Below are 24470 nucleotides of genomic sequence, written 5' to 3' on the forward strand. Positions count from 1 at the left end.
AGGGTCCCTCCCACGCGAAAGCTGCAAGGAGAAACGTGCTCACTGTCGGTGACAAGTTCCCCGAGTTCGACCTGACCGCCTGCGTCTCGCTGGAGAGCGGGCAGGAGTTCGAGCAGATCAACCACAAGACCTACGAGGGCAAGTGGAAGATCGTTTTCGCATGGCCCAAGGACTTCACCTTCGTGTGCCCGACCGAGATCGCGGCCTTCGGCAAGCTGAACGAGGAGTTCGCGGACCGTGACGCCCAGATCCTGGGCTTCTCCGGCGACTCCGAGTTCGTCCACCACGCCTGGCGCAAGGACCACGCCGACCTGCGTGACCTGCCCTTCCCGATGATGGCGGACTCCAAGCACGAGCTGATGCGCGACCTGGGCATCGAGGGCGAGGACGGCTTCGCACAGCGCGCCGTCTTCATCGTGGACCAGAACAACGAGATCCAGTTCACCATGGTGACGGCCGGTTCCGTGGGCCGTAACCCCAAGGAGGTCCTGCGGGTGCTCGACGCCCTGCAGACCGACGAGCTGTGCCCGTGCAACTGGAGCAAGGGCGAGGACACCCTCGACCCGGTCGCGCTCCTCTCCGGCGAGTGAGGTGAACTGACATGGCACTCGACACCCTGAAGTCCGCCCTGCCGGACTACGCCAAGGACCTGAAGCTGAACCTCGGTTCGGTGATCGGCAACTCCGAGCTTCCGCAGCAGCAGCTGTGGGGCACCGTGCTGGCCTGCGCGATCGCCTCGCGCTCGCCGCAGGTGCTGACCGAGCTGGAGCCGGAGGCCAAGGCCAACCTGTCGCCCGAGGCGTACACGGCCGCCAAGTCGGCGGCCGCCATCATGGCGATGAACAACGTGTACTACCGGACCCGGCACCTGCTGTCCGACCCGGAGTACGGCAACCTGCGCGCGGGTCTGCGGATGAACGTCATCGGCAACCCGGGCGTGGACAAGACCGACTTCGAGCTGTGGTCGCTCGCGGTCTCCGCGATCAACGGCTGCGGCATGTGCCTGGACTCGCACGAGCAGGTGCTCCGCAAGGCGGGCGTGGACCGCGAGACGGTCCAGGAAGCCTTCAAGATCGCCGCAGTGCTGCAGGCGGTCGGCGCCACCCTGGACGCCGAGGGCGTCCTGGCCGCCAACGGCTGACGGCTGACGGCTGACGGCTGCGCCACCGAACGCGAAGGGGCGCCCCACCGGATCAGTGGGGCGCCCCTTCGCGTCGTGGGCGCGGGAGTTACGCGCCGTCCTCACCCGGGCGCCGGACCGGCGCGGTGGAGACGATGGTGGCGCCGTGCGGGCGCGGGCCGGTGCGCAGGGCGCTCTCGCTGCTGTACGAGCGCAGATAGCCGACCACCGTGTTGACGACCGCCACCAGCGGTACGGCCACCACCGCGCCGCCGATGCCGCCGATCAGCGAACCGCCCGCGACCGAGAGCACCACGGCGAGCGGATGGACCCGCACCGCGCGGCCGAGGATGAACGGCTGCAGCACATGGCCCTCGATCTGCTGCACCGCCAGCACCACCACCAGCACCATCGCCCCCGTGAAGACGCCCTGGGTGACCAGCGCCACCATGACGGCGAGCGCGCCGGAGACCACCGCGCCCACCAGCGGGATGAAGGCGAAGAGGAAGATGAAGACGGCCAGCGGCACGGCCATGGGCACGTCGAGGAAGAACAGCCCCACGCCGATGAAGATCGCGTCGATGAGGGCCACAATCACCGTGCCGCGCACATAGGCGGTCAGCGTGGCCCAGGCGCGCGGCCCCGCGCCCGCCACGCCCGGCCGGGCCGCCGCGGGGACGAGCCCCAGCGTCCAGCCCCAGATCCGCGGCCCGTCGTACAGCAGGAACAGCGTGCTGAACATGGTCAGCAGGATGCCGGTCAGCACCTCGACGACGACCGTGACGCCTTCGAGCCCCGCCGAGGTGATCTCCTCGGTGTTGGAGCCGACGGCCTCGCGCAGGCTCTTGGCGACATGGTTGATCTGCTTCTCCGTCACATGGAACGGGCTGTGCAGCAGCCAGCGCCGCAGATCGTCGATACCGGCCTGGAGCTTGTCGGACAGCTCGTCGACGTTCTCCATGACCTGCCAGACCACGAACCACACGACCAGCCCCATGACGATGAAGCCGCCGATGAAGGTGATCGACGTGGCGAGCCCGCGCCGGACGCCCCGGTTGCGCAGCCGGGTGACGGTGGGTTCCAGCAGGGCCGTGATGAGCAGGGCGATGGTGAAGGAGAACACGACCAGCTGAACGGAGCTGATGATCTCCATCAGCACATAGAGCGTCCCGGCCAGCACCAGCAGCCGCCATCCGGCCTCGGCGGCGACGCGTACGCCCCAGGGGACGGCGTCGACCGGCTCGGGCCGGGGGGCGACGGCCGGGGCGTAGGCGGGCGGGGCGGGCACGCTGGGCGCCTCGGACGGCTCCTGCGGCTCGTCCGGCGCATGCCCTTCACGCGGCGGCTCGTGTGGCTCTCGCGGCTGGGGTTCGCCGGGGGCGTGCGGCTCGCCGGGGGCGTGCGGCTCCCGCTGCGGCTCCGGCCGGTGCGGTGACGGCTCCGGGCCTCCGGCCGGCCCGGGCGGCCGACCCGCGCCTCCGCCGCCGCTCTCCTCACCCCGTGCCGCGGCCTCCTCGTGTTCGAGCCGTGCGGCGAGCCGGGTCAGACCGGCCCCCAACCTGCCGACCCACTCTGGCAATCTGGACATTCAGCTTTCCCTACCCCCGGTTCCCCCGTGGTCGTCGGCATGACGTTACCGGCTCCGGACGCACGAAACCCCCGACCTGGCGGACGGGGGTTTCGCGAAGCTCTGTTACCGAGCGGCCGGAAGGCCCGGGCCGATCAGTAGTAGTTGTTGGCCTGCCAGAACGACCAGGCCTCACACGGGCTGCCGTAGCGGTCGTTCATGTAGCCCAGGCCCCACTTGATCTGCGTGGCCGGGTTGGTCTTCCAGTCGGCACCGGCCGAGGCCATCTTGGACGCGGGCAGCGCCTGCACCAGACCGTACGAACCCGAGGACGGGTTGGTGGCCTGGTAGTTCCAGCCGCTCTCGTGGTCCACGATGTTGCTGAAGCACTGGAACTGGTCGCCCGGGATCATCTGCCGGGCCATGGCCTGGACCTCGCTGATGGTGTACGAGGCCTTGACCGGGAAGGCGCCGGAGTCACGCGTCGCCGAACGGCTCGCGATCTCCTGCTTCTTCTTTGCCTCGCGCTCCTTGGCCAGCTTCTCGGCGGCCGCCTTGTCCGCGGCGGCCTTCTTGGCCTTCGCGTCCTGGGCTGCCTGCTTGCGGGCCTCCTCCTCTGCGGACTTCTTCGCCTCCGCGTCGGCCGCGGTGGACTGAACGTCCGCCTGCTGCGTCAGGGATGCTGTCTGCGCCACGGCCTGCTGGCCGGCGGGTATGTCCGCTAGGAGCGTCGAGTCGGCGGCGGTCGCCTCGATCGGGTCGGACGGGCTCTGCTGCTGCCCGCCACCCGCGGCGACACCGACGACGGCGCCCACAGTGGTGACCGCGGTGGCCGAGGCCACTGCGAATCCCCGGACCGAAATCCGGCTCACTCGGTTTCCTTCCAGCATCGCCCGCTTAGGTGACCTCGCGGGCGCCAATCGTGCCCCTGACGCTGGCCTCCCCTTGTTCCGTCCCCGGTACTGCTCGACGGGTATGGCTGGTCACGGGAGGCGCTGGCCCGGTGCGTCCTCCCGAGGGAGGGCCGCAAGGTGCTCGGGCGGCATACGGCGAACTCTCTTCAGTTCTGGTACTGCTGTGGTTCTGTACCGCTGGGGGTACTGGTGTGCCGTATGCGGGGCCTGACAGAACCCACACACTGCCGGACGCGGATGCCGGAAGGCAATTCCCCGGGAGGTGCGAAAGCTCACACCCCGTTTACACCCTAGGGTTTCTGGAAATCCACGCGCGTGAACGCGCCGCACAGTTAGGCTCTTTGGCCTTTCCGTGCGGCGCGTTTGCCGACGTACCGGATTCAACCGGCTCAGATGTGGCCGTCCTCCAGCATTTCGGTCACCAGAGCCGCGATCGGCGATCGCTCCGAGCGGTTGAGGGTGATGTGCGCGAAGAGCGGATGCCCCTTCAGCTTCTCGACGACCGCCACCACCCCGTCGTACCGCCCGACGCGGAGGTTGTCGCGCTGCCCCACGTCATGGGTGAGCACCACGCGGGAGTTGGCGCCGATTCGGGACAGAACAGTCAGCAGGACGTTCCGTTCGAGCGACTGCGCCTCGTCGACGATCACAAAGGCGTCGTGCAGCGACCGGCCGCGGATGTGGGTGAGCGGAAGCACCTCCAGCATGCCGCGCTCCACCACCTCCTCGATCACCTCGGAACTGGTCACCGCGGACAGCGTGTCGAAGACCGCCTGAGCCCATGGGCTCATCTTCTCGGCCTCGCTGCCGGGCAGATAGCCCAACTCCTGGCCGCCCACCGCGTACAACGGGCGGAAGATCATCACCTTGCGGTGCTGCCGCCGCTCCAGGACCGCCTCCAGGCCCGCGCACAGCGCGAGCGCCGACTTGCCCGTACCGGCCCGGCCGCCCATCGACAGGATCCCGACCTCGGGGTCCAGCAGCAGATCCAGCGCGATGCGCTGCTCCGCGCTGCGCCCGTGGATGCCGAACGCCTCCCGGTCGCCGCGCACCACCCGCACCTGCCCGTCCGGGGTGACCCGGCCCAGCGCCTTGCCGCGCTCGGACTGGAGGACCAGTCCGGTGTGCACGGGCAGTTCGGCCGCCTCGGGGATGTACGCGGTCTCGGCGGCGAACAGGTCGTCCACCTGCTCGGCGGAGACGGCCAGCTCGGCCATCCCCGTCCAGCCCGAGTCGGTGATCGCCAGCTCCGCGCGGTACTCCTCGGCGAGCAGCCCCACCGAGGACGCCTTGATGCGCAGGGGCAGATCCTTCGAGACGACGGTGACGTCGTACCCCTCGGCCTGCAGGTTCCGGGCGACGGCGAGGATCCGCGCGTCGTTGTCCCCCACCCGGCCCCCGTGGGTCAGGAAGGCCGCGGGGAGGATTCCCGGGTCGGAGTGGTTGAGCTCGACGCGCAGGGTGCCGCCCAGGTCGCCGATCGGAATCGGAGCGTCCAGGCGGCCGTACCGGATGCGGTACTCGTCCAGCAGGCGCAGTGCCTGCCGGGCGAAATACCCCAGCTCCGGATGGTGCCGCTTGGCCTCCAGCTCCGTGACCACGACGACCGGCAGCACGACTTCGTGCTCGTCGAATCGGGCCATGGCGCCTGGGTCGGCAAGCAGGACGCTGGTGTCGAGGACATAGGTGCGCCGGTCGTGCTCGCGGCGTTTCTTGCTGGTCACCACGGGTGGACGAACCCCCTCGGGAGAGGTTGGGGTGCGACGGCGTCGCGGGAGTGAGGTGTCCCCGCCGTAGACGGGGAGCGGACCGGGCTCAGGCTCCACGGAACGGGCCGAGCGCCGGCCCTCCGCGTCATACGCACGATCCGCACAGTCGTCCGTGTGCAAAGGGCCTCCCGGGCGAACGGCCCGATGCCGTCCGCTGGCAGTTCGACACCCACTGGACAGTGGAACAGGGCGTCGACCTGGAAGGGATATTCCCTCGAAGGTGCGGAGCCATGCAACGGCATATGACGGCCCGTACATGAACGTTGTGGAACGAGCGTGCTAAACGGCGGCCGGGGCCGGACGCCGTCTCGCGTCCGGCCCCGGCCGGTGAACTGCTTTGTGGGATAAGGCGATCAGTTGCCGTAGCGGCGGTGCCGCGCCGCGTAGTCACGCAGGGCGCGAAGGAAGTCGACCTTGCGGAAGGCGGGCCAGAAAACTTCGCAGAAGTAGTACTCCGAATGGGCACTCTGCCACAGCATGAAGCCCGACAGCCGCTGCTCGCCGCTGGTGCGGATCACCAGGTCCGGATCGGGCTGGCCACGGGTGTACAGGTGTTCGGCGATGAGGTCGATGTCGACGACCTCGGCCAGCTCCTCGAAGGACGTGCCCTTGGTGGCGTGGTCGAGGAGCAGCGAGCGCACCGCATCGGCGATCTCCTGGCGGCCGCCGTAGCCGACGGCGACGTTGACCAGTATTCCGTCGATGTGCTCCGTGTCCCGCTCGGCCTCCTTGAGGACCGTCTGGGTGCGGGAGGGCAGCAGGTCCCGGTTCCCGACGTGGTGCACCCGCCACCGGCCGTCGGCGGCCAGGTCGCGCACGGCGCCCTCGATGATGTTCAGGAGCGGCTTCAGCTCCTTCTCGGGGCGGTCCAGGTTGTCGGTGGAGAGCATCCACAACGTGACGACCTCGACGTCCGTCTCACTGCACCAGCCCAGCATCTCCCGGATCTTGCTGGCCCCCGCCTGGTGACCCTGCTCGGTGGTGCCGCCGGAGGCGCGGGCCCAGCGGCGGTTGCCGTCGAGGATGACCCCGATGTGCTTGGGCACCTGGTCGTGGTCGAGGCGGCCTTCCACCCGGCGTGCGTAGAGCCCGTACACCAGGTCGCGCAGTTTCACGTCTTCCAGCCCCTCAGTGCTTTGCATGGCTCGCCATGGCTGTCCGCCCCAAGGGCAGCACCCTACTGCGGGGCGGCGGGGGTGGCTAACCGAGCCGGTCGGACGGGGTATCGGACGACCGCACGGACGTCCGGGCGACGCACGCGGCCCCCACTTTCGTCACGGTGAGTGACGGACTGTGTGGGCTGGGTGCCGCTCGCGCACCGCGCTGACCCCGTAATAGAGCGGGCCGGTCCGTGGGGGGGAGTACGGACCGGCCCGAGGGGGGGTTTCCACCATAACCCTTCGTGAGCGGTTGTCCATGCATCGGCGGGGGTGAGGATGTGCGTGGCGCCGATCGGGTGGGGCGTCATCCGGTGCCGAGCGCCCCCAGTACCAGCCCCGCGCCCGCACCGAGGATCATGAACGGGCCGAACGCCAGCGGCGTCCCGCGGCCCGCTCGCCGCGCCAGGACCAGGGCCATCGCGTACAGCGACCCCAGCAGCACCCCGGCGAACCCGCCCCAGAAGAGCACCGCCCAGCCGTACCAGCCGAGCGCCACCCCGAGGGTCAGCGCCAGCTTGACGTCGCCGAAGCCCATGCCGCGCGGGCTGATCAGGAACAGCACCAGATACGCCCCGCCCAGCACCACCCCGCCCAGCAGCGCCCGCGGCCAGGACCCGGCGCTGTGCGGCAGCAGCGCGGCGGCGCCGAGCAGCGCCGCCGCGGCGCCCGCCATCGGCAGGGTCAGCACGTCCGGCAGCCGGTTCACCGCCCGGTCCACCCCGGCCAGCAGCACCGCGGGCGGGGCGAGCAGCAGCCACACCGCCAGCTCGGGGCGCACCCCGGTGGCCGCCGCCAGGCCCGCGCACACCAGCGCGGTGAGCAGGGCGGGCAGCACGGGGCCCGGGCCGTACCGCCGCCCGCCGCCCCCGCACCGGGGGCAGCGGGCGGGGCCCAGCCAGCCGTGGGCCGGGCCGGTGAGCGCGTGGCCGCGCGGGCAGTCCGCGCGCCACGGCTCCTCGGGCTCGACCGCCAGCCGGTACAGCGGGCGCGGCACCAGCATCCCGGCGGCGGCGCCGTACGCGGCGGCGAGGGCGATCAGCAGCGGTTGCACGGCCCGAGCCTACGGAAGCGGCGGGCCCGGGGGACCACTTGGTGGAACACTCATCCCAAGGGTGGACGACGGGTGGTGAAGGGGACGGGCATGGGCCGCTGGCGGGACGGCACCGGAACGCTGCGCGTGCTGCGGGACACACCGGTCGACGCACGACTCGCCGTGCCGGTCGACGTGCCGGTCGACGCACGACTCGCCGTGCCGGTCGACGTGCCGGTCGACGTGCCGCTGGAGATCGCCGCCTCCTACCGCGCCCGGTCCCGCGGGCTGCTCGGCCGGGACGGTCTGACCGGCGCGATCCTGCTGACCCCCGCGAGCGGGGTGCACACCTTCCGGATGCGCTTCACCATCGACGTCGCCTATCTCGACCGGCGGCTGACCGTGCTGGCCGTCACCACCCTGCGCCCCGGGCGGCTCGGGCTGCCGCGGCCGCGTGCGCGCCACGTCCTGGAGGCCGAGGCGGGGGCGATGGAGCGCTGGGGCCTGCGGCGGGGCGCCCGGGTCGCGCTCGACCCCGGCCTTTCTTCGGCTCAGCCGCCTTCTGTACGCTGAGCTCGCTGTTCGATGAGGTACATGAGGTAGAGGTACAGGGGTAGGGGTGGCACGTTGACAACGACGGGCAAGATTCTGCGGTTCGACGAGTTTCGCGGTTACGGCTTCATCGCCCCGGACGACGGCGGCGAGGACGTGTTCATGCACGCGAACGACCTTCTGGACGAGAAGCACCTGTTCCAGCCCGGTTCGAAGGTGCGGTTCGTCCCCGAGTACGGCGACAAGGGCCCCAAGGCGTCCGAGGTCCGCATTCTGGAGGGCGCCGCGGCGCCGACGATCGTGCGGTCCTCCCCCGCGCCGGACTCCGGCGACGACACCATGTGCGATGTGCTCTCCGTGGGCGAGTTCCGGCAGGAGCTGACGGAGACGCTGGTCGACATGGGCGGCAGTCTCACCGCCGACCAGATCAAGCAGGTGCGCCGGCGCGTCATCGAGCTGGCCCAAGCGCACAACTGGATCGAATCCTGACCTGCCGCTGATTTCTGACCTCTGGGGTCCGCACGGCCCCGCTCAGGGAGGCGGTGGCGGCAGCGACTCGATGCCGGGCGCGGCCGCGGGCCACACCAGCAGGACGGCGCAGGGCGCGTGGTCCACGACGAAGCGCGCGGCGGGCCCCAGGCTGTGCGGCCCCAGCCGGTCGCGGTCCCCGTCGCGTGCGGCGACGAGCAGGTCCACGCCGTCCGCCTCCCGCACCACCTCGTGTTCGACCCGGCCGTGCCGGTGCAGCCGGGTCACCGGCCGGTCCAGCCGCTCGGCGGCGGCGTCCAGGAGCTCGGACGCGGCGGCTTTCGCCACCTCCTCCACCCGGTCGCCCGGATCCCGTCCGGGACGGCCCCGGCCCAGCAGCCCCGCGAAAGCGCCGTGTGCGGCGCCCGCCACGTGGTCGTCGGTGACGTACAGCAGGCGGATCTCGGTATCGCCCTCGGCGGGCAGCTGGTCGCGGGCGGCGTCCACGGCGGACCGCCAGGTGCCCTCGGCGATCCAGATGAGCACGATCATGAGTCCCTCATAGCGTCGCCAGCATGGCCCATAGCGCCACCGTCGCCGCCACCACCGTGGTCGGCACGGTGAGCAGCCCGAGGCGGGTGAACTCGCCCAGCCCGGAGTCGGCGTCCGCCCCGTGGTGGCGGACGATACGCCGCCACAACAGCGTGGCCAAGGAGCCGACGTAGGTGAGGTTGGGGCCCAGGTTGACCCCGATCAGCACGGCCAGGACCGGGCCCGGGCCGCCCTCGGCCGCGATCGGCAGCAGCGCCAGCGTGGCGGGCAGGTTGTTGACGAGGTTCGCCAGCACGGCTGCCACGGCCGCGATCGCGAGCAGCGTGGGCAGCCCGGTGCCGACCGGCAGTACCCGGGACAGCGCCGCCTCCAGCCCGTTGTCCAGGACCGCCTGCACCACGACGCCCAGGGCGAGCACGAACAGGCAGAACAGCGGGCCCGCCGCACCCACCACGCCCCGTACCGTCGTCGTCCGCCGCCGCACCGCCCGTACGGCGAGCACCAGCGCCCCCGCCCCCGCGGCCCACGCGGGCTCCAGCCCGACCAGCGACGTCACGACGAACCCGGCCAGGGTCAGCCCCAGCACGGTCAGCGCGAACACCGGCACCCGCGGCCACTCGGCGGGCGGCGGCTTCGCGGTCCCGGCGGCCAGGTCCGCGGCGAAGAAGCGGCGGAAGACCACGAATTCGATGGCGATGGACACCAGCCAGGCCGGGGCCATGACCAGGGCGAACCGGGTGAACGACAGTCCGCTCGCCTCCAGCGCGAGCAGGTTGGTGAGGTTGGACACCGGCAGCAGCAGCGACGCGGAATTCGCCAGATGGGTGCAGGCGTAGACATGCGGCCGGGAGCGGGCGCCGAGGCGGGTCGAGGTCGCGAACACCACGGGGGTCAGCAGGACGACCGTCGCGTCCAGGCTCAGCACGGCGGTGACCAGCGCCGCCACCGCGAACACCCCGCCCAGCAGCCGGTCCGTACGCCCCCGGCAGGCCCGCGCCACGGCCTGCCCGGCCGCCTCGAACACCCCCTCGTCCGCGCACATCTGCGCCAGCAGCAGCACGGCCGCCAGAAACCCGACGACGGGCAGCAGGCTCCGGGTCTCCTCCCACGCCGCCGCCGGTGTCACGGCCCCGCTCGCCACCGCGACGGCGGCCGCGGGCACCGCCGCCACCGCCTCGGGCCAGCCGCGGGGGCGGGCGACGGCGAAGGCCAGTACGGCGAGGAGGAGGGTGACGGCGAGGATCTCGGCGACGGTGGTATTCAGGGGGTACTCCCGCGCGGGGTGCGGCGACGTGCTCCATGATGCGGCACGGTTCCGCGGCGGCCTCTCCCCCACCCCACCCCTCCCCGACCCGGGGCCCCCGGCCCCCGCTCCTCAAACGCCGGAGGGGCTGGGGGTTGCGCCCGGAGGGCTGGGTGATCGGGCATCACCGCCTCAGGCGCCGCTCCTCAGGCGCCAGAGGGGCGGGGGTTCACGCCCGGAGGGGCTGGGGGGGAGGAAAATCTCCGCCTCAGGCTCCGGAGGGGTTCACGCCTGGAGGGCTGGGTGACCGGGCATCCCGCCCCACGCCCCCGCTCCTCGAACCCCGGAGAGGCTGAGGTTCACGCCTCGAGGGGCTGGGCGGCCGGGAGCATCACCGCCTCAGACGCCACTCCTCAGGCACCAGAGAGGCTGGGACTTACGCCCAGTGAGGCTGGGTGGCCGGGCATCCCCGCCGGCGCGCCCCGCTCCTCGAACCCCGGACGGGCCGGGTGGCGGGGCATGGCCCCCAGGCGCCGCTTCTCAAAGGTCCCCAGCTCCGCTGCGAGGTGCCCCCTGGGGCCGGGTGGGGCGCCTCCACCCGGGCGCCACGAACCGGGCCCGGGCCCGGCGGGGTTGCGCGGCTCGTGGCCGGGGTCCAGGGGCGGAGCCCTTGGGACGGGAAGGGGCGGGGTGGGGAAACACCCCCCGCGCGCCCCTACGCGCCGCGCGGGAAGCTGACCTCCACGCGGCGGTTCTTCTTGCGGCCCTCCTCCGTCGCGTTGTCCGCGATCGGGTACTGCTCGCCGTAGCCGCGGATCTGGTACGCGACCGAGGAGTCCAGGCTGTCCGCCAGCCGCTGCTGCACCGCGTCGGCCCGCTTCCGGGACAGTTCGAGGCCGTGCGCGGCCGAGCCCAGGTTGTCGGTGAAGCCGAAGACCCGCACGCTCTTCGCGTGCTGCCGCTCCGCCTCGTCCGCGATGTCCTGGATACGGGCGTTCGCCTCGGCGCCGAGCTTCGCGCTGTCCTTGCCGAACAGCACCTCGGCCTGGAGGGCGAAGCTCACCTTGGTGTTGGTGTCCTCGCGCCGCTCGTCGCCGTCGTCCGTCTCGACGACCGACTTGATGTCCAGGACCCGCCCGGCCGCGAGCTTGGCGCCTTCGGGCATCCGCAGATCGGGGTCGTCGGCGTCGATCTTGAGGGGCGGCCTGGTGTCGGCGGGGGCGCCGGGGCCGCTGTCGGCGCGGGCGGGGGCGGTAAGGACAGGAGTGGTGAGCACGAGCGCGAGGGCGGCCAGGGCCGGGCCGTACCGTACGGCGTGGCGGGCTGTCGTACGTGTCGACGTCATGGCGGGGCTCACCCGGAGAGCTTGATGCTGACGGACGGCATGGTCGGGAGCTGGAAGTCGACCTCGGTGACGCTCTTCGGCGGGGCCGGGAACTGCGCGAAGAACGGGCGGCTCTCGTTCGGCTTGAGCCCGGACAGCCCGGTGGTGCACAGACACTGGCCATCGGTGTCCCGGAGCACGAGATACCGCTTCTTGCCCTTCGCGTCGACAAGGGACGCACCCGACACGGACGAACGGGACTTGGCCAACTCCACCTCCGTGGAGCGCCAGTCGACCGGGTTGAACAGCATGTTGCCGCGGTTGGTCACCGTGCCGTTCACGGTGACGAAACCGCCGCTGTCGCGGACCGCGGAGTGGAGGCTGACGACGATGTTCTTCGGCCCCTTCATCTCGCCGATGACCTTCTTGGAGTCCGCCGCGGGCTCCGTCTCCCCCTGCCCGTCGTCGGTCCTGACCGCGGGTGACTTCTGCGGGGAGCCGCCGTCCTTCCCGCCGTCGTCGCCGCTGCCGCACCCGGCCACGGCGAGGGCCAGGGCCGCTCCGAGCGCCGCCGCGGCAGCCCCCCTCCGGGCCTTCGTCGTGTGCCGAATGCTCATCGCTCGCTGTCCTTTGCTCGTCTACTCGTCAGTCGCTCAGTCGGCAAGGTGCACGGAGAACAGGTCCTTGACGTCCGGGAAGAGTTCCGGGTGCGCCGGGTCGATGGTCACGTCCCTGCCGTCACACCTCAGGGACACCGAGGGCTTCTCGCCCTCGCCGCCGTCCTCGCCGCCGTCGCCGCCGTCCTCGTCGCCCGGCGGAGTCGGCCTCGGGGAGGCCGTCGGCTCGTCGGGCGGCTGGAGCGTACAGCGCGGACCTATGACCGCCTTGGCCGTCGCCTCTCCGTACTTGCTCTCCGTACCGGGGATGACGGTCTTGCCCACCGGCTTCTGCGTTTTGACCCAGACGGCGAACGAAGTGGGCAGATAGCCCGGGACACAGCGCGGTCCGGTCAGGTCCGCGCCGTTCTGCTGCGCGAACCACTCCGCCTGCTCGCACGCGCCGCCCACGCCGATCCCCCGCCCGTTCAGCAGGTCCTCCAGCGCGCTGCCGTCCGTCACGGCCTTCAGCAGCGCCGTGCCCAGCTGGTCGCGGTAGTCCTGGGCGGCGGCGAGGGCGGCCGCGTCGGCGGCGGTCTGTCCGCCGTTGCGGGTGGCCCCCGCCTGGCCCACCGCGAAGAAGGCGAGGGCGAGGAAGAGCAGGGCCGCGACCGCGGTGATGTAGATCGGAAAGGCCTGCCCGGTGTCGCTGTTGCGGTATCCGCGAGCCTTCACGCGCTCGGTCACGCGCTCGGTCAGATGCCGACGACCTGAGAGATCTTGTCCGAGATCGCATTCGCGATCATGCTTCCGAAGTCCGTCGTCGACAGCACCAGGACGATGGCGACCACCACGGCAATGATCCCCAGGTACTCGATCGAGGTCTGCCCCCGGTCGTTCCCCATAACGCGCTTCCCCATCGTGTTCCCCTCCATGGGTGGCCGTCCCACTCTGGTCCGGCGACTCAACCCCCGTGGTGCCGCTCGCGACACGAGCAAAGTACGCCGAAACAGTCGCCTCGGAACAGTGTCCCAGGGGGCATTGCCTTCCCGATACACGGTGTTCGAACCCTGTGCGCGGACGTTCGCCGCGGCTCATCCGTCTCACCCCCTCCCGCCGCCGAGGAGTTCACCGTCGACGACTGTCCCACACCCGATTGCGATCGCGAAGCATATTCGCCCAAATGACCGTCAATCTCCCGTGATCGAACCGAAGTCCGTGCCGGACCCGATGAAGAACCCCGCCACGAGCAGCACCATCGTCCCGGGCACCATGAAGGTGGTGATGACCATGGTCGCCTTGGGGACGGCGCGGGCGGCCCGGCGCCGGGCGTTCTGGGCGTCCGTACGGCGCATGTCGTTCGCGATGGCGATCAGTGTCTCGACGATCGGAGCGCCCAGTTCCTCGCCCTGCTGCAGCGCCGTGACGAACTGGGCGACCTGTTCCGAGTCGTTCCGCTTCCGCAGTTCTTCGAACGCCTGACGCCGGCTGACCCCCATGTCCATTTGCCGAAGTGTGATGCGAAGTTCATCCGCCCAGGGGCCCTCGTACTTCTCCGACACCCGGTCCAGCGCCTGCCGGAAGCCCAGCCCCGCGCTCACCACGACCGCCAGCACGTCCAGGAAGTCGGGCAGGGTCCGGTCGATCGCGTCCTTGCGCTCCCGCACCGCCGCCCAGATCCCGACCTCGATCCAGAACAGGCCGAACACCACCATCAGCAGCGCCAGCAGCAGCTGGCCCTTCAGCAGCATGACCAGCGCGCCGCCGAAGCCGAGCATCCCGTACACCGCCCGGCGGGCCGCGTACCGGTCGACCGTCAGCCCGCCCGGATGGCCCGCCAGATCGATCCGGCGGCGCACCCGGGCCACCCGTTTCTCGCCCATCAGCCGCAGCACCAGCGGGGCGTAGCGCATGCCGAGCCGGTCGACGGCCGAGCCGACCGCGTTCGTACGGGTCGCCCCGACCTCCAGCGCGACCGCGAGGTCGCTCGGCAGCTTGGCCTCGCTGCGGTACAGCGCGATGCCGTACGCGATGCCCGCGACCGACAGCCCGGCCGCCAGCGCCAGCAGCACTCCGAAACCCATGCCCACTACCCCGGTCAGACGTCGATCTTCGACATGCGGCGGATGAGGAAGAAGCCGATCCCGTACAGGGCGAACGCCCCGATCACCGCGGCCTGTCCCCAGATGGACCCGGTCATGCGGTCCAGCGAACCCGGTGCGATCCGGTTCATCAGCAGCAGCGTCCCGATGCCCATCAGCGGCACCACATACGCGGTGACGGTCACCTGGGACAGCTGGGTGCGGACCTCGCGCCGGGTCTCCTTGCGCTCCTCCAGCGTGTGGGTGAGATTGCGCAGCGAGCTGACCACGGTCCCGCCCGCGCGGTTGGACAGCACCAGCGTGGTGACCAGCACCACCAGCTCCCGCGACGGCAGCCGCTCCGCCAGCTCGCCCAGCGCGTCGTCGATCGAATGCCCCACGGACAGCTTGTCGGAGACCTTGGACAGCTCCTCACCCGCCGGGGCCTCCATCTCGTCGGCCGCCATGCTCAGCGCGGTACGCAGCGCCAGCCCGGCCTGGGTGGCGTTGGCCAGGATCCGGGACAGCTCGGGCAGCTGGTTGATGAACCGTTCGATCCGCTTCTGCCGCTGCCAGTTGAGGAACCCGAACGCCGACCAGACGGCGATGACGGCCGCGATCGGGCCGAAGAACGACGCCAGCAGCGACGCCGCCAGCAGCCACAGCCCGCCCGCCGCCGCGGCCGTGTAGACGAAGAACTCGCCGGGGGTGATGTCCAGACCCGTCGCCGCCAGCCGCAGCTCCAGCCGCCGCCCCATCGAGGTGGTGCGCAGCCGCCGGTCCACGCGGGCGAAGCGGCGCGGCCGCCGGGACGGTTCCGCCGCCCCCGACTCCGACAGCCGGTCGATCAGCGCGCGCTGCCGGTCCGTACCCCGGGCGTAGGTGTGCACCCCGGCGACGCCCAGCGCGCCGCACACCAGCGTCGTACCGAGGGTCAGCGTCGCGAGCCGGTCCATCCGGCTACCTCCCATCCCGCGCGCCGTAGGCGCCCGTGTCGTACGCGGCGCCCCGCGTGGTCAGCTGCGCCGGGAAGGCGGCCACCCCGAAGGCGGGCGGCACCGCCTCACCGGCCAGCCGCAGCCGCTCCGCCACCCGCTCCGGGAGCGGGAAGTAGGAGAACCGTCCGTGCACGATCCGGTCGGCGCCCATGGGCTGGGCGTCGAAGCGGCAGACGGTGGCGATGCGGTACTCCTCGTGGCCGTGGCTGTCGAGGAGCGCGATCTCGCTGATCCGGCGGGAGCCGTCGGCGTGCCGGACGAGCTGGACGATGCAGTCCACGGCGCTGTTGATCTGGTCGCGCAGCGCCTCGTACGGGATCGCCACATCGGACATCGAGGCGAGCGTCTGCAGCCGCATCAGCGCGTCCTCGGCGCTGTTGGCGTGGACGGTGGCGAGCGAACCGTCGTGGCCGGTGGACATGGCCTGCAGCATGTCGAGGGTCTCGCCGCCGCGCACCTCGCCGACGATGATGCGGTCGGGGCGCATCCGCAGCGAGTTGCGGACCAGGTCGCGGATGGTGATCCGGCCCTTGCCCTCGACGTTGGGCGGCCGGGACTCCAGCCGGATGACATGGGTCTGCTGGAGCTGGAGTTCGGCCGCGTCCTCGACGGTGATGATCCGCTCGCCGTCCGGGATCAGCCCGGAGAGCGCGTTGAGCAGCGTGGTCTTTCCGGAGCCGGTGGGTCCGGAGACGACGACGTTGAACTTGCCGCGCACCAGCGCCGCGAGCAGGAGCAGCATCTGCTCGTCCAGCGTGCCCATGCCGATCAGCTGCTTAAGGGTGTAGGCGCGCGGGAAGCGGCGGATGGTGAGGGTGGCGCCGGTGAGCGCCAGCGGCGGGATGATCACGTTGACCCGCTCACCGGACGGCAGGCGGGCGTCGACCATCGGATTCGACTCGTCCACCCGCCGGTTGACGGTGGAGACGATGCGCTCGATGGTCTGCATCAGCTGCTCTTCGGACGCGAACCGGACGGGAACCAGCTCGACCCGGCCCGCCCGCTCCACGAAGATCTGATCCGGTCCGTTGACCATGATCTCGGTGATGGAGGCGTCCTCCAGCAGCGGTTCGAGCACGCCGAGCCCCAGCGCCTCGTCCACCACCCGGCGGATGAGCTGGGAGCGTTCGCCGGTGGACAGCACCGGTCCCTCGCGGCTGATGATGTGGCCCAGCACGCGCTCCAGCCGGGTCCGGCGCTCGGCGGCGGCCAGCGAGGACATCTCGGCGAGGTCGATCTCCTCCAGCAGCTTGGCGCGGTAGACGGCGACGAGATGCCCGTCCTGGCGGCCCTCCGCGGGCCCCTCGGGCGCGTTGATCCGGGACCGCAGGCTCATGACCGGCCTCCCGCCGCCTGGAGCTGTCCGTCGTCGCACGGCATGGTGGCGCTCCTCTTCGCGCTGCCGAAGCCGTCGAAGCCGGGGATGACCGAGGGGATCTTCACCGTCGCGGTCGCCTGTGCCTCGTCGCCGCCGCAGTCGCCGCCGATGATGTTGGTCTCGTCCGCCAGCCAGCCGCTGATCGCCGCCTTCCCGGCGGTGTCCGGGGTGCCCGGTTCGTCCAGCGAGCCGGTACGCGCCGCCGCGCGGGCCGCCGTGCCCGCCTGCTGGACGGCGTACGCGGCGATCCCCAGCTGGACGGCGGCCAGCGCGACGAGGATCAGGATCGGCAGAAAGCCGAGGAATTCGATGGACGCCGAGCCCCGGTCGCGTGCCGGGCGCCCTCTTCCGCGCGTCATCGCCGCTCCTCCCCTCACTGTCCCGCGCCCGCCATGGTGTCCGTCTCGTCGGCGGCGCCCGCCGAACCGGTCACCGTCCACGGGAAGTCGGCGGCGCCCGGGAACAGGATCGGGACGTTCAGCGTCACCGTCGACCGGTACACCGCGCCGTCGCCCGCGCCGGGGCAGTCGATCTCCGCGCTCCAGGAGCCGGGGATGTCGTCCTGCGCCGCGGCCTGGCAGGCGGCGGCGCCCTTGGCCGCGCCCGCCCGGGCGCCCTTGTCGGCCGCGTTGCCCGCGAGCGAGTACGTATAGCCGACGAGGACGAGCTGCCAGACCACCGCGAGCACGATGAGCGCCAGCGGCAGGACGCCGAGGAACTCGACCGTCACCTGACCGCGGTCGCCGCCCCGCTTGCGCAGGAAGCGGCCGGTGGCGGACGGGGGGATCTCGTTCAGCGCGTCCGTCCCCGGGCCCGCGTCGCCCCCGTCGTCGTCAGCCCCCGCTCCTATGGCACGGCGCCGCCGCAGCCCGGGCAGCGTGCGGTCGGCACCCTGGGAGCCCTGGGCGCCCTGGCCGGCGTGGCTGTGTCCGCCCCGGTGGGCGACGCGGCGGCCGGGCGGGGGCGTGCCCTGCGCCCCGTCCACCAAGCCCAGTTCCCCGGCGAGCCCCCACAGCGCCTGCTTGACGGCCGACTTGGCGTCCAGGTCCTGCATGCGGCCGGAGTCGACGGCGGGCTGCAGCTCCTTGAACCCCGCCGGGATCGCCGTCCGCGCCACCGCCGTACCCGTGGCGCGCGCGACCAGCTGCGGCTGGATCTCGGCGCTGCGGGTGTGCCGGTTGACGACGGTCACGGTCTCCTCGGCCTTGCGGATCTGGAGGCGGTCCCACAGCCGCACCATCCGCTTGGCGGCCCGCACCGCGACCACGTCCGGGGTGGTCACCAGCAGCGCGGTGTCGGCCTGTTCGACAATGGCGGCGCCCGCCGACGTCATCTGCGTACCGCAGTCGACGACCACCAGCTCGAACCGGGTCCGCAGCGCGCCCACGACCTGCCGGGCCGCCCGGTCGGTGACCTCCTCGCCGCGCTCGCCCTCCCCCGGCGCGAGCAGCAGCCCGAGCCCGGTGTGGTGGGTGAAGACCGCGTCCTGGAGCACCCGCGGCGAGATGTCGGTGATCTGGGCCAGGTCGGCGATGGAGCGCCGGAACTGGACGTCGAGGTACGAGGCCACGTCGCCGGACTGGAGGTCCAGGTCGACCAGGGCGACCGTGCGGCCCGCCGCCCGCGCGGCCAGCGCGAGCTGGACGGCGGTGACCGTCGTACCGACCCCGCCCTTGGCGCCCGCGACGGCGACCAGCGTGCCGCCCGGCCCGGTGGCGGCCACGTCGGCGCCGCCCCCGAGGTGGCGCCGTACGCCGGTGGCCCACTGGGCGGCGGCCTGGACGCGGGCCGCCAGCTCGTCGTACGACAGCGGTAGCCCGGCGATGCCGCGCGCGCCCGCGTCCATGGCGGCCGAGTACAGGGCCGGCCCCGCGTCGCCGGTGACCAGCACCACGCCCACCGCCGGGAAGCGCAGCGCGACCTCGCGGATCAGCTCCAGGGCGGGCGACGGGCCGATCCGCCCATGGACGAGGACGACCTCCGGCAGCTCCTCCAGGGAGGCGGCGGCCAGCGCGGCGAGGGTGTCCAGCAGCCGGGTCGAGTCGCCCACCGGCGCCGACGGTTCGACGCCGGGCAGCTGGCCGAGCAGCCCGCCGATGGCGCGGGCCGCGTCGGGGTCGCCGACGGCCGGGAGGATTCTGATCGTCACCGCGGCACCTCCTCACTCTTCTCCGTCAGTTCCACAGAACTCGGGTGTCATTTGTCGCCGTCGAGGGTGTAGGTGCGGTCGCGCGGCGCGACGGGGGCGTCCGAGCCGGGGCCGATCAGGGCGAGCCGTACGTGTGAGGCGAAGGACTCGGCGTACGCGACGCGCTGCGCGTCCTTGGTGTCGAGCGCGAAGGTGATCGGCACCGCCTGGTCGACGCGCCGCTCGTCGTTCTCGTCCGGCTTCAGCGCGGACAGCTTGCCGACGTCGATGACCTCCGCCTCGTCGACGATCAGCTTGGAGACCGACTCCTCGCCCTGCGCCTTGCCCTCGAAGGTGGCGTAGATGTTGACCTTCGCACCGGGGGTGATCTTGCCCGCGACGCCCGTCGCGGCGTCGATCATGATGGCGATCTCCTGCTGCCCGGCCTTCAGCGCCGGCCGGTTGGCGATCATGTCCGTCTGGAGCAGCGACCCCCGGCTGAGCTTGGTCGCGGCTATCCTGCCGCGCACCTCGGAGAGATCGGTGACGGCGGTGGAGGGCACCCAGCGCTCGGGCATCGACACCTTCTCGAAGTCCCCCGCGTTCAGCGCCTGATACGCCTCGATGTTCCCCTTCAGCTTGTACGCGGTCGTCTCGGGGCCGACCTTCGACTCCACGTCGTTGACGACGGAGAGCACCCCGGCGAACGCGCCACCGGCGCACAGGACCGACAGGACCAGCAGGATGACTCCGCGTCGCTGGCGAGAATTCATGGACGGACAACCTCGTGAGTGGGGACGTTTACCGGCTGGTCAGGGCGGGTCGCTCGGCGGACTGGGTCAGGGCGGGAATCTCATCGCCGCGCGGCACCGGACAGGAGCAGAAGGCGCAGCGGTCCCCGATGAGTTCGAAGCCGCACCAGTGGCACTCCTCTCTCCGTACGGACGCCACGAGCTGGTAGAGCACGGAGAGGTCCGGGATGGCCGCCGCGAATTCGATCAGCTTCGAGGTGCCCCACCAGCGCGCCGACTCGGCGGGCAGCGGCACCTCCTGGACGTCCCCGACGCCCCAGGAGGGCGCCAGCGCCCCGCTGACCCAGTCGTCGCGCGGGGCCGTCCCATGCCCGTGGCTGGTGAGCTGGCCGCGCGCGACGGTCATATGGGTGGCGAACGCGGGCCCGGGCAGCGCGCCGCCCCCGCCCACCTTGACCAGCTGCGGCTCGGGGTGCGCGAGCACGGCGAACTGGGCGCCCGGCATCCAGGACTTGACGTGCGAGGTGAGGCTCACCGGCACCCGGTCCAGCTTGGCGACGCTGCCGAGCAGCGCGCCCGCGTGCACATAGTGGGCCAGCAGCCGGGCGGAACAGGCCAGCACGCCCGGGCTGAAGTCGGAGACGGACAGCTGCCGCAGCTGACGGGCGATGACGGCGACGGCCAGCGGCGGCAGTTCGAGCGGGCACAGCGCCATCCGGTCGCTCTCCAGGACGGAGCGCACGGTGTGCAGCCTGCGGACGAAGGGCGGCGGGGTGGCGGCGGGATAGAGCGCCACCAGATAGCCCTGGCACTCGAGGAGCGCCCCGACCTCGGCGAGCGCGTCGTCCAGCGACTGCTCCTCCGGCGGCCGCAGCACTACGGCCGACGGGGTCTGCCCGTCGGGCGGTGGAAGCACCAGCTCACGGCTGGTGACTGCTATCGCGGTGGGCACGTCGGCTACCCCGTCTCACGTCGTCGCCGAGCGGCGGCGGCCACGGTCGTTACTGCCCCATCCTGTTGCATCGTCACTTTATCCACGAAGGCCGCGCGAGAGAACAGTTCCTCTGATTGACGCGCTCCCCGCTTGAAGTGTGGGGATTCCGGCCGGCGTCCATGGTGATCGTGACGGATGTCGGCGTCGCGGGGAGGGGGCGGGACCAGCGCACTCGCAGGTCGCCCACCTTGGCCACGTAGAGCCGCCCGTTGCCCCGGAGGCGGAATCCGTTCGCCACCACGCGAGCACACCCGAACGCCCTGCCCGGCGCGTGGCGCTGGGCAGGGCCGGGATGGACGCGGTAGTTGTACCGGAGCCGCATGAGCGCGATCGTACTCTCATTTAGCCTACTTCCGTGTGGCATAAGAGCATTTGACTCTGCGCCTGACACCGGCCCGGCACCTTGGGCGAGGGATGCCGGCCGCCGCGATGACGCTGGACGGCCATGGCGCGCGCAGGGAGCTGGGCCGGCGCCGGTCCGTTCACCCGAATGCCACCTCTTCCATGACGGGGACTTGACAACCGCATTGGTCTGGACCACCTTGGTCGCACGCCTCAGGGGCCCCTGGACGCGCACAGGCACCACCTCCCTTCCCCCCCCCCCCCCCCCCACGCTCGGAGGCTGTCGTGGCACGCGCACAGATCAGGAAGAGGCTGCTCGGAGTCGCGGCGGTCGCCGCGCTCGCCGCCGGCGGGCCGATATCCACCGGCACCGCCGATGCGGCCACCGCCGCCGTACCGAAGCACGCCGTCACCGGCTACTGGCAGAACTTCGACAACGGCGCGACCGTGCAGAAGCTGCGTGACGTACCGGACGACTACGACATCATCGCCGTCGCCTTCGCCGACGCGACCGGCTCCCCGGGTGCCGTCGACTTCCGCCTCGACCCGGCCGTCGGCTACGGCAGCGAGCAGCAGTTCAAGGACGACATCAAGGCCAAGCAGGCGGCAGGCAAGTCCGTCATCATCTCCGTCGGCGGTCAGAACGGCACCGTCTCGGTCGGCGACGACGCCTCGGCGAACGCCTTCGCCTCGTCCATCACCGCTCTGATGGACGAGTACGGCTTCGACGGCGTCGACATCGACCTCGAAAACGGCGTCAACAGCACCTACATGTCCAAGGCGCTCAAGGCCGTCCACGACAAGAAGAGCGACGTGGTGGTGACGATGGCGCCCCAGACGATCGACATGCAGTCGACGTCCACCGAGTACTTCAAGACGGCGCTGGCCATCAAGGACTTCCTCACCGTCGTCAACATGCAGTACTACAACAGCGGCTCGATGAACGGCTGCGACGGCAAGACCTACGCCCAGGGCTCGGTCGACTTCCTCACCTCCCTCGCCTGCGTCCAGCTCGAAGGCGGCCTCGACCCGTCCCAGGTCGGCATCGGCGTCCCCGCGTCGCCCAAGGGCGCCGGCTCCGGTTACGTCGAACCGTCCGTCGTCAACGCGGCGCTCGACTGCCTCGCCAAGGGCACCGGCTGCGGCAGCTTCAAGCCCGCCAGGACCTACCCCGGCATCCGCGGCGCGATGACCTGGTCCACCAACTGGGACGCGGCGGCGGGCAACGCCTGGTCCAAGGCGGTGGGCCCGCACGTCCACGGCCTGTCGTGACTAGGCCAGGTCACTGAGCCAGCGGACGATCGACGCCGTCGCGGCGACGTTCGAGCCGAGGTGGCGGGACTTCTGGTGGTCGACGGGGCCGACGTCGACCACCGGGACGTCCGCCCCGTGGCGCCGCAGCGCGGTCCGGCAGTACGCGGTGTTCTCCACCGCGGCCTGTTCGTCCCCGCCCGCCATGTACAGCCGCGTCGGCACCCGCGGCGCCCAGCCGGCGCACACGCTGCCGGCCGTCCGCAGCGCCGCGGCGAAGTCCCCCGCCGGATGGGCGAGCAGCCGCATGCCCTCGTCGGTGAGCAGGTCGTCCAGTGCCTCCGGGGTGCCCTCCATCAGCTGCCGCCCGGTGTGCTCACCGTCGAACAGCGACTCGATGTGCGGGGCGTAGTCGCCCTCGAACACCTGCTCAGGGCTGTCGTACACAGGGTGCAGCCGGTTGAAGGCGACCAGCGTGTACGCGGCGTACAGCACGCTCGACTTGGGCTCCAGCCGCCCGCCGAGCAGCGCCTTCAGCTCCGTCCCGCCGAAGTCGTACGCCCCGCTCACCGGTGCCAGCGCGCCCAGCCGGAACCAGTGGTCCTCGCCCGCCTGCAGCGACCGGGCCAGCCCCAGCGCGGCCGAGGCGCCCTGCGAGAAGCCGGTGACCGCCACCTTCCGCTCCAGGGGGACGACGGCGCGGGCGGCGCGCAGCATGCCGAGGGAGGCGGTGGTCTCCGAGGGGACGTCCATCCAGGGGTGGAGCCCGGGGCCGGTGCCCATGCCGAGGTAGTCGGGCGCGACGGCGGCGAAGCCGGCCGAGGCGTAGGTGAGGGGCGGCCCGGGCAGGAAGCCGTGGCGCTGCATCGAGGGCGCGTCGCTCTTGTGGACCCCCGTGCCGTGCGCGAAGGAGACCGCGCGCAGTCTGCCGTCCCGCCCCCGCGGCAGGGCGAGCAGCCCGCTCGCGGTGGTGGGGCGGCCGTGCGCGTCGACGGTGCGGTACACGAGCCGGTACGCGTCGACGCCGTAGCGGACCGCACCGGCGTCGAACCCGCCGGCGCGCAGCTCGGCGGCGACCCGGCCCGGGGCGGCCAGCGTGTAAAGCCGTTCGGCGGACACCAGCGCGCCCCGGCCGTGCGCGGCCGGGGCGACCGCCGCCCGCGGGGCAACCGCCGCCCGCGGGGTGGCCGCCGCGGCCGGGACCGCCGCGGTGGCGGGAAGCAGCAGTAACGCGGCGCAGGCGGCTGCCACGTTCGGCGTAATGCGCGCTCTTCGCATGAGGACCCTCGTTTCTGACGCCGTGACAAGGGTCCTCAGCTTTGTGCGAGCGGTCCGGGGGCGCACTGGCGCCCGCCCCCGGACCGTGGTGGGGTCAGCCCCCGGCCTACGTCATGGCTGTCACGGCTTGGGCAGCGCGCATCCGGCGAGGCTGAGATCGATCTTGTTCCCGGTGGTCACGCACTTGGTGATCCCGTAGGTCTGCTGGGCGTAGTTGATGCCCTTGCGGACCGTCACCGCCCCGCTCTCGTCGACCTCGCACGGGTTGTTGAGGGTGCACCGCGCCCCGTCCTCGTTGCCCGTGTTGTTCACGGCCAGGACCGTGCCGGTCGCGCTGTCGACGACGGGCGAACCGGACGTTCCGCCAATCGTGTTACAGGCGGAGGTGTAGCGGAGCGAATCCTTCCAGGTCCAGTCGCCTTCCTTAAGACGATATGCGAATCCGTCGATATTGCAGGAGTAGATCTTCTTCCAGTAGCCGGAGACCACCTTGATGCTGGTGCCCTGGGCCGGGCGGCTGTCGGACAGTTGCAGGGCCTTGATGCCGTACCTCTGCTGTATTTGCGCGTACGTCGAGGTCAACTGGTACAGCGAGACGTCGGTGTCGGTCATGGTCGCGTACGCGACCTTGCTCGCCCGTACCGTGCCCGCGTTCCCGCCGGAGCTGTTCAGCAGGGTGAAGCTGCGGCTCGACGACTGGTTGACGATCACCTCTCCCGCGCTCGGGAAGCCGCTCTCCAGGCAGTGCCCGTTGGAGAGGACGAGCGCGGGGTCGGTGTCAGCGGACTTCGCGGTCCGTACGACCGAGCCGGAGCAGTTGCTGAGCGCGACCGTTCCGGCGAAGTCGACCGCCTGCGCGGCCCGGGGGTGGGAGGAGGAGGCGGCCGCCGGGGCGGCGCCGACGCCCACGAGGGTCGCGCCGCCCAGTAAGAGGGCCGAGAGCGCGCCGACGAGAGGTCTGTTCACAGGGGGG

25 protein-coding genes are annotated in these 24470 nt (G+C 71.6%); 5 read left to right on the plus strand and 20 right to left on the minus strand.

Going from position 1 to position 24470, the window contains the following annotated elements:
* Positions 1–35: 35 nt before the first annotated feature.
* Positions 36–590, plus strand: coding sequence for a peroxiredoxin (locus ACFZCY_RS10225; RefSeq protein WP_055548216.1), 555 nt, complete (start codon positions 36–38; stop codon positions 588–590).
* A gap of 11 nt (positions 591–601) precedes the next feature.
* The gene (locus ACFZCY_RS10230) at positions 602–1141 is read left to right on the plus strand and encodes a carboxymuconolactone decarboxylase family protein (RefSeq protein ID WP_391170905.1); all 540 of its coding nucleotides are present in this window, start codon (positions 602–604) and stop codon (positions 1139–1141) included.
* Positions 1142–1229: 88 nt separating this feature from the next.
* Here ACFZCY_RS10230 and ACFZCY_RS10235 read toward each other — a convergent pair whose 3' ends face one another.
* The 5 genes from ACFZCY_RS10235 to ACFZCY_RS10255 form a co-directional block, all read right to left on the minus strand.
* Complete coding sequence (locus ACFZCY_RS10235) at positions 1230–2708, minus strand: AI-2E family transporter (RefSeq protein WP_391170908.1); 1479 nt, start codon at positions 2706–2708, stop codon at positions 1230–1232.
* Positions 2709–2842: 134 nt separating this feature from the next.
* Positions 2843–3559: a transglycosylase SLT domain-containing protein gene (locus tag ACFZCY_RS10240; protein ID WP_391170910.1), complete on the minus strand. Its 717-nt coding sequence runs from the start codon at positions 3557–3559 to the stop codon at positions 2843–2845.
* Positions 3560–3990: 431 nt separating this feature from the next.
* Positions 3991–5328, minus strand: coding sequence for a PhoH family protein (locus tag ACFZCY_RS10245; protein WP_055548223.1), 1338 nt, complete (start codon positions 5326–5328; stop codon positions 3991–3993).
* Positions 5329–5723: 395 nt separating this feature from the next.
* Positions 5724–6485 carry an isoprenyl transferase gene (locus ACFZCY_RS10250; RefSeq protein ID WP_391172102.1) on the minus strand — a complete coding sequence of 254 codons (762 nt, stop codon included), beginning with the start codon at positions 6483–6485 and terminating at the stop codon, positions 5724–5726.
* A gap of 349 nt (positions 6486–6834) precedes the next feature.
* The gene (locus ACFZCY_RS10255; RefSeq protein WP_391170913.1) at positions 6835–7581 is read right to left on the minus strand and encodes a prepilin peptidase; all 747 of its coding nucleotides are present in this window, start codon (positions 7579–7581) and stop codon (positions 6835–6837) included.
* A 72-nt stretch (positions 7582–7653) separates the two neighbouring features.
* Here ACFZCY_RS10255 and ACFZCY_RS10260 point away from each other — a divergent pair, with 72 nt between their 5' ends.
* The gene (locus tag ACFZCY_RS10260; RefSeq protein WP_391170914.1) at positions 7654–8133 is read left to right on the plus strand and encodes a DUF192 domain-containing protein; all 480 of its coding nucleotides are present in this window, start codon (positions 7654–7656) and stop codon (positions 8131–8133) included.
* Positions 8134–8187: 54 nt separating this feature from the next.
* On the plus strand, positions 8188–8601 hold the full coding sequence (locus ACFZCY_RS10265) for a cold shock domain-containing protein (protein ID WP_391170916.1): 414 nt from the start codon (positions 8188–8190) through the stop codon (positions 8599–8601).
* A 42-nt stretch (positions 8602–8643) separates the two neighbouring features.
* Here the strand turns inward: ACFZCY_RS10265 and ACFZCY_RS10270 are convergent, their stop codons facing one another.
* The 13 genes from ACFZCY_RS10270 to ACFZCY_RS10330 all read right to left on the minus strand — a co-directional run bounded on the left by ACFZCY_RS10270 (position 8644) and on the right by ACFZCY_RS10330 (position 20584).
* Positions 8644–9132, minus strand: a complete 489-nt coding sequence (locus ACFZCY_RS10270; protein ID WP_391170918.1) for a universal stress protein — start codon at positions 9130–9132, stop codon at positions 8644–8646.
* A 7-nt stretch (positions 9133–9139) separates the two neighbouring features.
* Positions 9140–10396, minus strand: coding sequence for an SLC13 family permease (locus ACFZCY_RS10275; protein ID WP_391172104.1), 1257 nt, complete (start codon positions 10394–10396; stop codon positions 9140–9142).
* A gap of 694 nt (positions 10397–11090) precedes the next feature.
* The gene (locus tag ACFZCY_RS10280) at positions 11091–11720 is read right to left on the minus strand and encodes an OmpA family protein (RefSeq protein WP_391170920.1); all 630 of its coding nucleotides are present in this window, start codon (positions 11718–11720) and stop codon (positions 11091–11093) included.
* A gap of 8 nt (positions 11721–11728) precedes the next feature.
* On the minus strand, positions 11729–12316 hold the full coding sequence (locus tag ACFZCY_RS10285; protein ID WP_391170922.1) for a hypothetical protein: 588 nt from the start codon (positions 12314–12316) through the stop codon (positions 11729–11731).
* A gap of 36 nt (positions 12317–12352) precedes the next feature.
* A complete protein-coding gene (locus tag ACFZCY_RS10290; protein ID WP_391170924.1) occupies positions 12353–13042 on the minus strand; it encodes a pilus assembly protein TadG-related protein in 690 nt (229 codons plus the stop codon).
* 8 nt (positions 13043–13050) lie between these two features.
* Positions 13051–13215 (minus strand): hypothetical protein, encoded by a 165-nt coding sequence (locus ACFZCY_RS10295; protein WP_199830888.1) that lies wholly within the window; start codon positions 13213–13215, stop codon positions 13051–13053.
* Between the two features lie 270 nt (positions 13216–13485).
* A complete protein-coding gene (locus tag ACFZCY_RS10300; RefSeq protein WP_391170926.1) occupies positions 13486–14379 on the minus strand; it encodes a DUF5936 domain-containing protein in 894 nt (297 codons plus the stop codon).
* Between the two features lie 14 nt (positions 14380–14393).
* Entirely contained in the window at positions 14394–15332 is a 939-nt protein-coding gene (locus ACFZCY_RS10305; RefSeq protein WP_391170928.1) for a type II secretion system F family protein, read from the minus strand.
* A gap of 4 nt (positions 15333–15336) precedes the next feature.
* The gene (locus ACFZCY_RS10310; RefSeq protein WP_391170930.1) at positions 15337–16710 is read right to left on the minus strand and encodes an ATPase, T2SS/T4P/T4SS family; all 1374 of its coding nucleotides are present in this window, start codon (positions 16708–16710) and stop codon (positions 15337–15339) included.
* Positions 16707–17111: a TadE/TadG family type IV pilus assembly protein gene (locus tag ACFZCY_RS10315; protein ID WP_391170932.1), complete on the minus strand. Its 405-nt coding sequence runs from the start codon at positions 17109–17111 to the stop codon at positions 16707–16709. The genes ACFZCY_RS10310 and ACFZCY_RS10315 overlap by 4 nt, the downstream gene beginning before the upstream one ends.
* A gap of 14 nt (positions 17112–17125) precedes the next feature.
* Positions 17126–18901, minus strand: coding sequence for a P-loop NTPase (locus ACFZCY_RS10320; RefSeq protein ID WP_391170934.1), 1776 nt, complete (start codon positions 18899–18901; stop codon positions 17126–17128).
* 47 nt (positions 18902–18948) lie between these two features.
* Positions 18949–19653 (minus strand): Flp pilus assembly protein CpaB, encoded by a 705-nt coding sequence (gene cpaB / locus ACFZCY_RS10325; RefSeq protein WP_391170936.1) that lies wholly within the window; start codon positions 19651–19653, stop codon positions 18949–18951.
* Positions 19654–19681: 28 nt separating this feature from the next.
* Positions 19682–20584 carry a hypothetical protein gene (locus ACFZCY_RS10330; RefSeq protein WP_391170938.1) on the minus strand — a complete coding sequence of 301 codons (903 nt, stop codon included), beginning with the start codon at positions 20582–20584 and terminating at the stop codon, positions 19682–19684.
* 669 nt (positions 20585–21253) lie between these two features.
* Between ACFZCY_RS10330 and ACFZCY_RS10335 the strand changes: the two genes are divergently transcribed.
* On the plus strand, positions 21254–22240 hold the full coding sequence (locus tag ACFZCY_RS10335) for a glycosyl hydrolase family 18 protein (protein WP_391170940.1): 987 nt from the start codon (positions 21254–21256) through the stop codon (positions 22238–22240).
* Here the strand turns inward: ACFZCY_RS10335 and ACFZCY_RS10340 are convergent, their stop codons facing one another.
* Both ACFZCY_RS10340 and ACFZCY_RS10345 read right to left on the minus strand, forming a co-directional pair.
* Positions 22241–23470 (minus strand): lipase, encoded by a 1230-nt coding sequence (locus tag ACFZCY_RS10340; RefSeq protein ID WP_391170942.1) that lies wholly within the window; start codon positions 23468–23470, stop codon positions 22241–22243.
* 147 nt (positions 23471–23617) lie between these two features.
* On the minus strand, positions 23618–24463 hold the full coding sequence (locus ACFZCY_RS10345; RefSeq protein ID WP_391170944.1) for a trypsin-like peptidase domain-containing protein: 846 nt from the start codon (positions 24461–24463) through the stop codon (positions 23618–23620).
* Positions 24464–24470: the final 7 nt, after the last annotated feature.

Origin of the sequence: Streptomyces sp. NPDC007983 (assembly GCF_042958345.1) — a bacterium.
In the GTDB taxonomy this organism is placed as follows: domain Bacteria; phylum Actinomycetota; class Actinomycetes; order Streptomycetales; family Streptomycetaceae; genus Streptomyces.

Coding starts and splice junctions, on each gene's coding strand:
- ACFZCY_RS10230 (WP_391170905.1), top strand. CDS start 602: ATGGCACTCGACACCCTGAAGTCCGCCCTGCCGGACTACGCCAAGGAC.
- cpaB (WP_391170936.1), bottom strand. CDS start 19,653: ATGAATTCTCGCCAGCGACGCGGAGTCATCCTGCTGGTCCTGTCGGTC.
- ACFZCY_RS10295 (WP_199830888.1), bottom strand. CDS start 13,215: ATGGGGAAGCGCGTTATGGGGAACGACCGGGGGCAGACCTCGATCGAG.
- ACFZCY_RS10310 (WP_391170930.1), bottom strand. CDS start 16,710: ATGAGCCTGCGGTCCCGGATCAACGCGCCCGAGGGGCCCGCGGAGGGC.
- ACFZCY_RS10285 (WP_391170922.1), bottom strand. CDS start 12,316: ATGAGCATTCGGCACACGACGAAGGCCCGGAGGGGGGCTGCCGCGGCG.
- ACFZCY_RS10315 (WP_391170932.1), bottom strand. CDS start 17,111: ATGACGCGCGGAAGAGGGCGCCCGGCACGCGACCGGGGCTCGGCGTCC.
- ACFZCY_RS10280 (WP_391170920.1), bottom strand. CDS start 11,720: ATGACGTCGACACGTACGACAGCCCGCCACGCCGTACGGTACGGCCCG.
- ACFZCY_RS10300 (WP_391170926.1), bottom strand. CDS start 14,379: ATGGGTTTCGGAGTGCTGCTGGCGCTGGCGGCCGGGCTGTCGGTCGCG.
- ACFZCY_RS10235 (WP_391170908.1), bottom strand. CDS start 2,708: ATGTCCAGATTGCCAGAGTGGGTCGGCAGGTTGGGGGCCGGTCTGACC.
- ACFZCY_RS10270 (WP_391170918.1), bottom strand. CDS start 9,132: ATGATCGTGCTCATCTGGATCGCCGAGGGCACCTGGCGGTCCGCCGTG.
- ACFZCY_RS10305 (WP_391170928.1), bottom strand. CDS start 15,332: ATGGACCGGCTCGCGACGCTGACCCTCGGTACGACGCTGGTGTGCGGC.